Below are 12,450 nucleotides of genomic sequence, written 5' to 3'. Positions count from 1 at the left end.
CCGCGCCGCCGCCCGGAGACCTCGGGCGAGCGGCGCTAGAGATCGCTCGCTCCCTCGTCGGCGCTGCCGGGCTCCTGGGAGATGGTGCGGCGGACCGCGCGCTGCCGCGCTCCCTCGGGCTGCGCCGCGGCGCGCTGGTCGGGGACGAACGCAGGAAAGTCGACCTGGAGCACCATGCCCTCCGCGGTCTCGATCACGCGGTGGGTCGCCTCGGTCGGCGCGCGCAGGTCGATCACCATGTCGAGGTCGTTGCCCTGGTCGACGAGCTGCACCTGCGTCACGGGGGTCGCGAAGAACGTTGTCACGAGCGGGAAGCGGTTCGTCTGGATCGCCGCGGCGCCCTTCATCCGGTAGACGAGGCGCCCCGCGGCCTTCGACTCGGCGACGTCGACCTTGCCGCCGTGGATCTGCACGAACACGCGCGAGCCCCCGGTCGGGAGCATGCGGAAGCCCGGGAACGTGGCGACCGGCCTCCCCTCGAGATCCGCCTTCGGCTTCGGCTTGCGCGCGCGACCGGGGCGCTGCCGGGCCGCCGGCGGCGCGCCGGCGGCGCTCGGACGCGGGGCGCCGGCCGCCGGCTTCGCCGCGGCGGAGGCGTCCGCGGGCGCCGGGGCGGTCTTCGCCGGCGCGGGGGCGGCCTTCGGGGCCGCCGGGGCGGCGGGGGGGCTCTGCGCGAGGGCGAGCGACGGGGCGAGGCCGAGCCCCAGCGAGAACATCACGGAGAGGTACCGGGGAGGTCGCACGATAGCAGTACAGCACGACCGCCCGGCCCGGCAAAGCCGGCGGCGCGATATGCTCGGCGCGTGCCGCCGCGCGCCCCTCGCCTGTCGCACGTCGTCGGCGTCGACGACGCCCCGTTCGCCCGCGAGCACCGTGGCGACGTGCCGGTCGTGGGGACGGTCTTCGCGGGCCTGCGCCTCGAGGGGGTGCTCTCCACCCGCGTCCGGCGCGACGGGCGGAACTCCACGCAGGCGATCGCCGCGATGGTCGCCGGCTCCCGCTTCTATCCCCAGCTCCAGGTGGTCATGCTCCAGGGCATCGCGGTCGCCGGCTTCAACGTCGTCGACATCGCCGCGCTGCGCGACGCCCTCGGCCTCCCCGTCGTGGTGGTCGCGCGGCGCCTCCCGAACCTCGACGCGATCCGCGACGCGCTGCTCTCGCGCGTCCGCGGAGGTCGCCGCAAGTGGGCGCTCATCGAGCGCGCCGGCCGCATGGAGCCCGTCGGCGGCGTGTACGTGCAGCGCGCCGGGATCTCGCTCGAGGACGCGAGCGCGCTCATCGCGCGGCTCTCGGTGCACGGCCACCTCCCCGAGCCCCTGCGCGCCGCGCACCTCATCGCCGGCGGGCTGACCACGGGCGAGAGCCGCGGGCGCGCGTGACCGCGCGCAACGTGCGTGGCCGCGCGCGCCCGCCGCCGACCGCGCTCGCTAGAGCCCGCGAAGGCCCGCAGCGCTGGCCGTGGCCGGCTCCTCGGGCTTCTCGCCGCGGCCGGTCACCTTCGAGTAGATGACGTCGAGGTTCGCGGTGATGTCGAGATAGAACTGCGCCTCGGGGCTGTAGAAGAAGCTCCTGCGGCCGCCGTCGAGCCCGATCTGCCGGTTTGTGTTGTTGTACCCGAGCGTGAGACCGACGACCTCGTAAACCGGGTAGCTCAGGCTGAGGTTGAACGCGGTCTGGGGGACGTAGGTTGTCCCGCCGGAGCCGTCGTACGGGGCGCAGCCGCCGAGGATCTCGACGCACCCCTCCCCGAACTCGTGCTTGAAATCGCTGAGCAGACCGACGCTCGTCGCCAGGGTGAGGTCCTTGTAGAGCGGCAGGCTGAGCTCGAGGCTCGTGGTCAGGCGATCCATGGCGAAGGACCACCCGGTGAGCTGCTCGTCGAGCGCGACCTCACCGCTCGGGGACTGCCGCGGTCGCCGGAGGTCGCCGTTCACCGGCGTGTACGACTCCGCGAACAGGTGGGCGTAGGTCACGCCGAACGTCGCCGTCACATGGTTGAGGCCGTCGGCCTTCGATCCGAGCAGCTTGACCTTCTGGATGAGCTGCGGGCCGAGCCCGACCGTGAAGTACTTGCCGGAGTTCCAGCTCGCCGGCGAGGTCGGCAGGGTCGCGCGCAGGCGCATGGCGGCGTCCGTCTTGTATTCGCCGCGGTTCGCGCCGCCGCTCTCCCAGAGCTCTCGGCTGTACCGGGCGTTGAGGGCGACGTCCTTGAATTGCGGCTCCCGGTAATCGGTCGTGATGTCGCTGTTCGTGAGCTCGACGACCCAGCCGATGTCGGCGGACACCGAGAGCTTGTCCTTGGGTCGGTCGAGCACATAGAAGTTCGGCCGCAGGGTGAAATCCCAGCCGTAGACCTGCATGGCAGGGATGTACTCGCCGCCGACGCCGAAGAGCGTCGTGCTCCCTCCCTGGTTCCAGGTGAACGTCGACCCGCGCCAGCGCAGGGTCGTCTCCTCTTCTTCTTCGAGCAGGGTGTCTGCCGCGGTGGCCTGGTTCCAGCGCACCGCCGGTGTTGTGACCGGCCCGACGTCGGGCCCCGGGGTCTTCGTGGCCGGTGGGGGCGTGGCCGCGGGCCCCGGCTCCGGGGGCGGCGGCGCCGGCTCCGCGGGCTGCGCCGCGACGGTCCCAGCAGGGACGCCCGGGCCAGCGGCAGGAGCGCCGGGAGCAGCGGAGGCACCGGGAGCAGCAGCGGAGGCGCCGGCGGCACCAGGAGCAGCGGTCGGAGCGGCGGCGGGGGCACCGGCGGGAGCCGGCGCTGCGTCGGCCGGCGGAGCTTGCTCGGCGGGCGGCGCCGGATCGGCCGGCGGAGCCTGCGGCGGCTCGGGCGGCGTCTGCGCGGACGCCACGGAGATGCTGCCCAGGACACCGGCAGCCACAAGCAACGATCGGAACGTCATCTCCACTCTCTCTCCTGGTCGCTTCGGACCCTCACCGCTGCACGACGCGCTCGGCCAGACGTCCGCCCGCCTCGCCCGCCGCCCGGCGCGTCGACGCGCCGGGCGATCTGCTCGGCCCGCCGCCTGTGCCCTGCAGAAATCGTACCCCGCAGCAAGATCATCTCAAAGCATCGAATTCATTGATGAAAATTGGCTGCACAGGCGGGCGCGTTACAGCGCTGACGCGCGCCCCCGTTGCGAATGTGACGATGCCTGAAGTAAGCCAACGGGCGATGGAGCCGACGTCCTTCCCGGGCGACAGAGACTCGCCCCTCTCCCCGCGATCCTCCGGAGGCCCCCGCGGCGACGACGCGGGGGGCCACCGGCCCACCGAGATCAACGCCCTCCTCGGCCGCGGGACGCACTTCGAAGGCAAGCTCTTCTTCGAGGGCCGGGTGCGCATCGACGGCAGCTTCCGCGGGGAGATCCGCGGCGAGGACGTGCTCGTGATCGGTGAGGGGGCGCTCGTGATCGGCGAGATCCACGTGGTGACGTGCATCGTCACGGGCGGCGAGGTCCAGGCCAGCATCCGCGCGCGCGACGCCATCGAGCTCTACGCTCCCTCCAAGGTGACCGGCGCCCTTCACGCGCCCGCCATTTTCATCGATCGCGGCGTCCAGTTCGACGGTTCGTGCAAGATGGCCCCCCTCGACGACGAGCCCGGTGAGCGGTCCGCGCGGCCTCCCGCGGCGTCCGTCGATCCGGACGCCGATGCCGCCCCGCAGGGCGCGAGGACCGCCGAGGACAGCGGCGCCCCCGCGCAGCGCGGCGTGACAGCGAAGCGCTCCGACGCCGAACGCTGAATTCCGGCCGCATCCGACGAATGCACACTTTCTGTGGTGTGCAGGGATGCGGCTGCCCGTTCAGCGAGTTACATGTAACGGGAGGCTGCGTCCTCGCCGCCCGAGGCGCACGCCCGCGGCGTGGTTGGCAACCACACGACGACGGACGCTGCTCGCACAGGAGAGTCCATGAAGAAGTGGTGGTCCCTGTCCCTGATCGCCTTGTCGCTTGCCGTCCTTGCCCTCTCGTATTCGCCGCGCCCGGCGTGGGCCGCGGACGCCGAGTCGGAGAAGCTCGCGTCGCTCGGGAGGGCGCTGCGGTACACGCTGAAGACCACCGGGCCGGCCTCCGCGATCGACACAGGGGGCGCGGCGATCCTCGTGAAAGCCCCCCTGCCGGCCGTCCGGAAGCTCGTCACCTCCTACGGTAACTACAAGACCTTCATCAGCTCCTTTGATCAGAGCCGCGTGCTCTCCAAGCGCAAAGGCACGAGCGAGGTGTATCTTCAGGTGCCCATCCTGAACGGCGCCGCGCACATCTGGACCGTCGCCGACATGTCGCCGCCAGCCAAGGACGGCTCCGACGAGGTGATCTCCGGGCGCTTCAAGCGCGGCAACGTCGCCGACTTCCGCGCCCGCTGGCGGCTCCGCGCCGTCGACGAGCATCACACGATCCTGAAGCTCGAGATCTTCGTCGCCCCGAAGCTCCCGTTCCCGCCCTCGGTGGTGACGACGCAGCTCGTCCGGGCGGCCGACAGGGCGGTGACCGCGGTGCGCGATCGCGCCGAGGGCAAGCCGCCCGCCGGCGCGCGATCGACCACCGCATCCACCGCCGCGCCCGGCGGCTCGGCGCAGGTGGCCGCGAGCGCGTCCGCTACAGCGCCGAGCGGCTCTGCCCCCGCCGGACAGAGCGGTGGGCAGGACAGCCGTGCGGCAGCCCCTGCCCCGTCGCCGGCCAGCATGTCGAACCTGCCGCCGGCCGAGGATGCCAGCGTGCACCGCGCCAAGGACGTGGCGCGCCGGTAGCTCGACGTCCGCCAACACGTCGCCGCGAGCCAGCAAATTCCCGGCGGAGCGCTCTGCCGCTCGTCTGTCCCACGTTCCCCACGCTGCTGTAGAGCCCGGCCAGACTCCTTTCATGAGTCCGGTCGCCGATGTCCCAGCACGCCAGGACGCTGCGCCTGTCGAACAACCGCAAATCGCCCGAGACGTGCATCAGCTCGCAAGTTCCATTGTGATTGCGAGGCTTTATGGGCCAATGCGGCTCCGTCCGCCCGCAGCTCGGAACAGGGTTCTCAACCTGCCTTCCGATCTTCCCACAGGAATTCCCACGTTCCGCGGGAGTTAATCAACACCCCATGCGCCCGACGGAGGTTGCGAGGGGACGGATGCATGAAGTAAAGGCTGTGCGGTGAGGTTCCCCTTGCCGGATGATCAGTCAGGCGCACGGGCGCCCTCTCCGCATCCTCCAGCAGTGTGGGGCGACCGGGCTGCCCAGGAGCGGCGCTCGGCCGGCTGGCGGCGGTGATCAGGACATCGCTCCTCCTCGTGCCGACCGAGCGGCACGTCGAGCGCGAGCTTGCCGCGACCGATCCGCGCGCCGCGGGCCAGGAGGTCCGCTCGCGGTGGAGCTTCGTCTCCGAGGCGCTCGCCCTGCTCGCGCCGGACGTCGCCATCGCGGGCCCCCAGGCCACCCGCCTCGCCACGCGGATCGCCCTCGACGCGCTTCCACCCGGCCGGCTGCGGCAGCCGGCCGAGCCCGCCGCGCGCGTCGCCCTCGCGCACGCCCTGGACCGCGCCCTCGGGGCCTTCCGGCGCGCCGGCACAACCCCGGCGGAGCTGCGGGCGCTCGGCACACCGTACGCGATCGCCGTCGGCGAGGTCCTCGAGCGGGCGGACGCTGCGCTGCAGGCTGCTCGCCTCGTGGACCCGCGCAGCGCGGGCTCCCTGCTCGCGCGGGCGCTCCGCGCCGCCGGCGCGTCCGGCGCGCCCCCGCTGCCGCGTAAGGTCACGATCCGCGGCGCCGTCGCCTGGGAGCCCGACGATCTGGCCTGGGTCGAGGCGCTCCACGCCGCCGTCCGCGCCCGCGACGGGGCGGGGGTCACCGTCGAGCTGCCCGCCCTCGAGGGCGACGCCGCGGCGCCGGTCGCCGATGCCCTCGAGCGGCGCTGGGCCTCGCTCGAGGATGCGCCGGAGATCGCGTGGGTGCCCGACACGGGCGCGGAGCCGCTCTCCGCGATCAGCGCCAGGACCGCGGAGGGCGAGGCGCGCGCCGCCGCCGCCGAGGTCGCCGCGGCGCTCGGCCGCGGGGTCCCGCCCGAGCGGATCGCCGTCGTCGTGCCCGCGCTCGACGACGCCGCGCTCGAGCCGCTCCGGGCCGCGCTGGCGGACGCGGGCGTCCGCTTCTGGGAGCCGCGCGGCCGCGCCGCCGCGAGCTGCCCCGACGGGCGCGTCGCGCTCGCGCTGCTCCGCCTCGCCATGGGGCCGGTCCGGCGCGAGCAGGCGATCGAGATCCTCCGCGCGCCAGGGGTCCACGCGGGCGCCTGGATGGACCGCGCGTCCGTCGCCGAGGCGGAGAAGCGCTCGGCCGAGCTCGCCCACCGGCTGCGCGACGTGCCGGTCGAGGTGGATCGCACGGGCCGGCTGCTCATCGAGAGCCTCGTCTCCGTCGTGGCGGCGCGGCGCGCGGACCGCCGCGCCGCGCCGACGCGGGCCGCCGGGCGCGCGGGGTCGCTCGACGAGGCAGAGCTCGATCTGGGCGCCGAGGTGCTGCGCCGCACGGGCGACGGCCACGGGGACGACGAGGAGGCGTGGATGCCGCACGCGCTCGAGCGGCTGCTCGCCAGCGCCCGCTGGATCGGCGAGGCGACGACGCGGCCCGAGATCGTGCGGCGGTTCCTGTCGCTCCTCGACAAGCTGGGCTTCGGCGAGCCCGGGGTCGAGGAGCTCCGCGCCGCGCTGCGCGGCGAGCGGCGGGGCGGCGGCGCGATCGCGCTCGAGGCGATGGGCGCGATGGGTCAAGGCGCGCGGGCCGCGCGCGCGATCCGTGAGCAGGCCGAGGCGCTCGCGCGGGCCGCGCGCGACCTCGGCTGCGAGGATCGGCCCGCGACCGTGGCCGAGGTCCACGCCGAGCTCGAGCGGGCCGCGGCCGAGCAGGGCGCGGGGCCGCGCGGCGACGCGGGCCGCGCCGGCGCCGTGCGCGTCGACGTCGCGGCCGGCTTCACGGCGCTCGAGCACGACGTCGTGGTGGTCACAGGGCTCGACGCGCGCGCCTACGGCGGGAGCCCCGGCGCGGACGAGACCCTGCTCGGCGAGGCGCTCCGGGCGCGGCTGCTCGCGCCGAGCCGCCCCGCGTCGGGGCGCGAGCGGCAGGCGGCCCAGCGCGCGGAGCTCGGCTGGGCGCTCGCCGGCGCGGGGAGCGTCGCGGTCTGCTTCACGCGCGGGGACGACAGCGAGCCGAACGAGCCTCACCCGCTCTTCGAGGCGATCGCCGCGGCCGGCGGGCGCCGCAGGACGGAGCCCGCCTCGCGCGTCGCGCCGGACGCGGCGGCGCTCGGAGCGCGCGACGCGGAGCTCATCGCCCTCGCGGGCGGCGGGCCGCCGGCGGCGGACATCGCGGAGCGCGTCCGGATCGAGCGCGCGCGCGCGGACTTCTTCCTCGATCCGCGGGCGCCGCTCGACCTCCACACCGGGCGGGTGCTCCTCGACCAGGATCCCGCGCTGGGCGCGCAGCTCAGGGCGGCGATCGGCGGGGCGCACCCGGGCCGGCCTATCGCCGTCACCCACATCGAGCGCGCGGTGGGCTGCGCGTTCGCGGGGTTCGCGCGCCGCGTGCTCCACGTGCGCCGCGCCGAGGACCTCGCCGAGTCGGCCGACGCGCGCGAGCGCGGCACGCTGATCCACCGGGCCCTGCAGGCCTCGTTCGAGGCGCTGCGCGAGCTCGGCCCGGACCGCGACCCGGCCGAGCAGCTCGCCGCCGCGCGCGCGGCGGCCGAGGCGGCGCTCGGCGTCTCGGCGCCGATGGCCCCGCTCCGCCGCGAGGCGGTCGAGAAGGCGATCGCGGACGTGATGGAGGTCGTGGTCCGCGCCGTCGACGGGGAGGAGTCGTCGCCGGAGCTCCGCTTCTTCCTGGCCGAGCGGCGCTTCGGCGCCGGAGAGCCGCCCCCCTGGCAGCCGCTCGAGCTCCCCCCGTCGGACGACGACGAGGAGGGCGCGGCCGGCGCGCCGAGCCTGTGGGTCGACGGCCAGATCGATCGCATCGATCGCTCGAGCGACCAGCGCGTCGTGCGGGTCGTCGACTACAAGACCGGCAAGCTGCCCGACGCGAAGGAGCGGCGGCGCGCGCTCCAGCTCCCGCTGTACAGCGCCATCGCGGCGCGCGCGCTCGGCGCGGAGGAGGTGCGCGCCGTCTACATCAGCGTGCGCCAGCGCGGGCTCGTCGAGCTGTGGCCGCGCACGGCCGAGGAGCAGCGCGCGCTCGCGGAGGGCTGGGCGGAGGCCGCGCGCACGGCGCGGGCGGCGGTCGTCGCGCTCTGGCACGGCAGGGCCGCGCCGCGGCCGGCGCTGCCGACGCTGTGCGCGCGCTGCGACGCGCGCGACGTGTGCCGGCGGCCCGCGGTGGTGCCGACCGACGAGGCCGCGGAGGAGGTCGCGTGAGCGCCGCGCCGCACGGGGCGGAGCTCGCCGAGGGCGACGCGCTCATCTACGCCTTCCGCCGCAACGTCGTCGTCGCGGCGAGCGCCGGCACCGGCAAGACGCACCGGCTCACGGCGCTCTACGTGCTGCTCACGCTCGGCCTCACGTCGCTCGGCCGGCCCGACGCCGCGTCCGCCGCGCCGCCGGTGCCGCCGGACCGCATCGTCGCGACGACGTTCTCGCGCGCCGCGGCGCGCGAGATCGCCCACCGCGTCGAGCGCTCGCTGCGGGAGATCGCCCGCTGGGACGGCGAGGCGAGCATCCCCTTCGCCGACATCCTCCGCGCGCGGCAGGCGGCCGTCGGCGCGGGCGGCGAGGCGCTGCCCCTGGCCGAGCTGCGGAGGCGCGCGGAGGAGGCGCTCGCCCGCCTCCCGGCCGCGCGCATCGACACGCTGCACGGCGTGGCCAAGCAGATCGTGGACCGGCACGCGATCGCGATGGGGCTCTCGCCCTCGGCGCGGATCCTCGATGAAGAGGAGGCGCAGGCGCTCAGCGACCTCGCGGTCGACGAGGCGCTGAGCCGCGCGCTCGCGGAGGGGGGCGAGCGCGCCGAGGCCGCGCGCGCGCTCGTCGCCGCGACGGGCAGCGTGGAGGCCGCGCGGAGCGAGGTGACGCGCCTGCTCGACCGGCTCGACGAGGACGGCCTCACGCCGCGCCGCCTCGCCCTCTCCGACCACGCCGCCGAGGCCCGCGCGCTCGCGCGGGAGCTCCAGCGCCTCGCCGCCGAGAGCGCGGCGCTCGGCAGCGCCGCGTTCCGCGAGCCGGCGGCCGCGCTGGCGGCGGCGCTCGGCGGCGAGGGCGCCGCGCCGTTCCCGACCGGCGCGGCCGGCGCCGCGCTGATCGAGCTGCTCACGCAGCGCAGGCCGCACAAGAGCAAGTGCACGCCGGCCGACGAGGCGCTCCTCGCCTTCCGTGAGGCGCTGCCGGGCGAGACCCACCGCGACAAGGCGCAGCAGCTCCTCGGCTTCCTCCGCGAGGCGCCCGCGCTGTCGCGGCGCGAGGCGCGGATCGTCGATCTGCTGGAGGAGATCCGCGAGCGGCTCGCGGCCATCCGCCGCACCGAGGGCGGCCTCGGCTTCGGGGATCTGCTGCGCGCCGCCCGCGACGGCCTGCGCGACGACCCGGCGATCGGCGCGGCGGTGCGCGAGTCGGTCGACGTGCTGCTCGTCGACGAGTTCCAGGACACGAGCGCGGTGCAGCGCGATCTCGTGTACCTGCTGCGCGAGCGGGACGACGCCGCCCTCTCGCGCCCGGCCGGCGCCGCCCCGACGGCCGCCGGCCTGCGGGGGCACGGGCTGTTCCTCGTCGGCGACCGCAAGCAGTCGATCTACGGGTTTCGCGGGGCCGACGTCGCGATCTTCTGCCGCGTGTGCGCGGAGCTCGCTGGCGCCGCCGCGGGCAGGGCGCTCGAGCTCTCGCCGTCCCTCTGGTCGCGCGATCCGAGCGCCGATTTCGTCGCCCTGCGGGAGAGCCGCCGGTCGACGCCCGAGCTGCTCGCGTTCATCAACGCGTTCTCGGGGCGCGATTTCTCCCAGGACCGCACGCGCGAGGGCGGCGACGGCGCGACGCGCGAGTTCGAGATCGCCTACAGCGCGGCGGAGCACCTCGTCGCGGCGCCGGGCGGGGCCGCGCAGGGCCCGACGGACGTCGTGCTCCTCCACGACGACGGCAGCGCGCCGGACGGGGTCGACGCGCTCGTCCGGGACGCGCGGGGGCAGCTCCGGGAGGCGCTGATCGCGGCCGCGTACATCGCGCGGCGCGTCCGCGGCGCTGGCGGCGCTGCGGGCGGCGACGGCGCCGCGCGGGAGGCCGCGGGCGGCGATCTGCGCTTCCGCGACGTCGCGGTGCTCGCGCGGCGCCGGAGCACGATCCCGCTCGTCGAGCTCGCCCTCGCGCGCCTCGAGATCCCGTACGTGGTGGCGGGCCGCGCGCTGTTCGACGCGGCGGAGGTCCGCGACGTCGCCGCGATCCTCCGCCTGCTGCTCGATCCTCAGGATCGCCTGGCCCTCGCGACCGTCCTGCGCGGGCCGATGGTGGCGCTCTCGGACACGGCGCTCGCGATCCTGGCGCCCCCCGGCCGTGGCCTGACGGTCCCGCTGCTCGGCCGCTGGCCGAGCGCCGCCGCGGCGCCGGGGGGCCGGGCGCCTTCGCCGGACGACGCCGTGCCCGGGGACGCGCGCCCGCTCGCCGCGATCGCGCGGCTGCCCGCGGCCGATCGCGAGCGGCTCGAGGCGTTCCGCGCCCGCTTCGCCGGGCTGCGCCGCGCGGCGCTCCGCTCGACACCAGGGGAGGCGATCCGCGCCGCGGTCTCCGCGTTCGATCTCGACCGCGTCCTCGCCGCGCTCCCCCGCGCCCAGGCGCGGATCGGCAACGTCGATCGGCTGATCTCCATCGCCCGCCGCCGGGGGGGCTCGCTCGCGAGCTTCGTCCGCTGGCTCGATCGCCGCATCCGCGACGAGGCGGACGAGCCGGAGGCCGCCGTCTTCTCGCCCGACGACGACGCCGTGCGGCTCACGACGATCCACGCCAGCAAGGGGCTCGATTTCCCGGCCGTGGTGCTCCTGGATCTGAACGCGGAGCCTCGCGCGGACCAGCCCGGCCTGAGCTACGTCCCCGCCGCCGGAGACCGCGCCGCCGCGCTGCTCGTGCGACACCACGCGCGGCGCGCCGACAGGCCGTCGCGGGCCGGCTCGCTCCACGACGCCGAGGCGTCGGCGCACGGGCCGTCGTGGCCCATCAGCACGCCCGCGCTCCAGGCGGCGCGCGCCGAGGTGCGGGCGCGGGAGCGCGCCGAGCGGCAGCGGCTCACCTACGTCGCGATCACCCGCGCCCGGCGCGAGCTCGTGCTCGTCGGCGCCGCGGCGAAGCCGCGGGGCGGCTCGGCGTGGCTCACGCTGACGGCGAACGCCGAGCCGCGACCCACGCCGGCCGAGGCCGGCGCCGCGCCGCGAGCCACGCCGGCCGAGGCCGGCGCCGCGCCGCGAGCCACGCCGGCCGCGGTCGATACCCAGGCGCCCGCGCCGCTGGCCGGCACGATCAGCGCCACGCTCGCGGCCCGCGCGCTCCTCGCCGAGGCGAGGCCGCCGGCCCCTGGCACCGACGCGTACGCCCGCGCCGCGCCGATACCGCCCGCACCGCCGGCCGCAGCGCCCGCGCGCGCGCAGACGGTGCGGATCGCGACGGCGTCGCTCGCGACGTTCCAGGGGTGCCCTCGCCGCTTCCGGTTGAGGCACCTCCTCGGCATCGGCGAGCCCGCCGGCGAGGGCCAGCTCGGCCTGTTCGACGTCGAGGGCCCGCCCGAGCTGCCCGGCGAGGAGCGCGTCGAGCTCGAGGACGGCGCGGACCCGCGCCCCCCCGGCCGCGCCGCGCACCGGGTGCTCCAGCGCTGGCCGCGCGCGCGGTGGGGCGAGCCGACCGACGCCGCGGACGTCGGCGCGCGGCTCGCCTTCGAGGGGCTCGCGCCGCACGGCCCGGACGCGCTGCGCGCCGCGGAGGGCATCGCGCACTTCCTGGGAGGACCTTACGCGCGGCAGGTGCGGGAGGAGGAGGCGGCGCTGCTGCGGGAGGAGGCGTTCGTGCTCGACGTCGAGCCCCAGAGCGCCGGAGAGCGGCGCGGGGCGAGGCTCGCGCTGGCGCTCGCGATCGACCTCGCCGTGCTGCATCCCGGCGGGCTCATCGACGTCATCGAGTACAAGCGCGCGCGCCCCCGGGCAGATCTCGCGCCGTACGAGCTCCGCCTGCGGGCGAGCGCGCTCGCGCTGAGAAAACGCCACCCGGATCGACCCGTCCGCGCCGGCGTGCTCTTCCTCGGCGCCGCGACGGAGCCCGCATGGATCAGGGGCTCGGGCGAGACGGGGACGATCGCGGACGACGAGCACGCCCGGTTCGAGCGCGAGCTCGCCCGGCTCGCCGAGCGCTTCTCCGAGGCGCAGGGCGAGGGCCGCTTCGACGGGGTGCCGGTCGAGACCTGCCGCCGGCTACGCTGCGGGTTCGTGCGGGCGTGCCACGGCTAGCGCCGCGCACCGGGGAGCCCCGCC

Annotated in this window: 7 protein-coding genes; 5 read left to right on the top strand and 2 right to left on the bottom strand. The window is 76.2% G+C overall.

What is annotated here, in order from left to right:
• Positions 1-35 precede the first annotated feature (35 nt).
• Positions 36-743, bottom strand: coding sequence for a hypothetical protein (locus tag WMF24_RS14570; RefSeq protein ID WP_437737001.1), 708 nt, complete (start codon positions 741-743; stop codon positions 36-38).
• A 60-nt stretch (positions 744-803) separates the two neighbouring features.
• On the opposite strand from WMF24_RS14570, the gene WMF24_RS14565 reads away from it, so the two are divergent.
• Entirely contained in the window at positions 804-1,379 is a 576-nt protein-coding gene (locus tag WMF24_RS14565) for a DUF99 family protein (RefSeq protein WP_437737000.1), read from the top strand.
• Between the two features lie 48 nt (positions 1,380-1,427).
• Here WMF24_RS14565 and WMF24_RS14560 read toward each other — a convergent pair whose 3' ends face one another.
• Complete coding sequence (locus tag WMF24_RS14560; protein WP_437736999.1) at positions 1,428-2,897, bottom strand: hypothetical protein; 1,470 nt, start codon at positions 2,895-2,897, stop codon at positions 1,428-1,430.
• 272 nt (positions 2,898-3,169) lie between these two features.
• Here WMF24_RS14560 and WMF24_RS14555 point away from each other — a divergent pair, with 272 nt between their 5' ends.
• The 4 genes from WMF24_RS14555 (at position 3,170) to WMF24_RS14540 (ending at position 12,426) form a co-directional block, all read left to right on the top strand.
• A complete protein-coding gene (locus tag WMF24_RS14555) occupies positions 3,170-3,739 on the top strand; it encodes a bactofilin family protein (protein WP_437736998.1) in 570 nt (189 codons plus the stop codon).
• Positions 3,740-3,907: 168 nt separating this feature from the next.
• Positions 3,908-4,744, top strand: coding sequence for an SRPBCC family protein (locus WMF24_RS14550; RefSeq protein WP_437736997.1), 837 nt, complete (start codon positions 3,908-3,910; stop codon positions 4,742-4,744).
• Between the two features lie 498 nt (positions 4,745-5,242).
• Positions 5,243-8,374 carry a PD-(D/E)XK nuclease family protein gene (locus tag WMF24_RS14545; RefSeq protein WP_437736996.1) on the top strand — a complete coding sequence of 1,044 codons (3,132 nt, stop codon included), beginning with the start codon at positions 5,243-5,245 and terminating at the stop codon, positions 8,372-8,374.
• Entirely contained in the window at positions 8,371-12,426 is a 4,056-nt protein-coding gene (locus WMF24_RS14540; protein ID WP_437736995.1) for a UvrD-helicase domain-containing protein, read from the top strand. The genes WMF24_RS14545 and WMF24_RS14540 overlap by 4 nt, the downstream gene beginning before the upstream one ends.
• Positions 12,427-12,450 lie beyond the last annotated feature (24 nt).

It is taken from the genome of Sorangium sp. So ce1335 (assembly GCF_051521615.1).
Classification (GTDB): domain Bacteria; phylum Myxococcota_A; class Polyangia; order Polyangiales; family Polyangiaceae; genus Sorangium.
The sequence above is the reverse complement of the archived record's forward strand: the minus strand, read 5'-3'. Positions and strand labels throughout refer to the sequence as shown.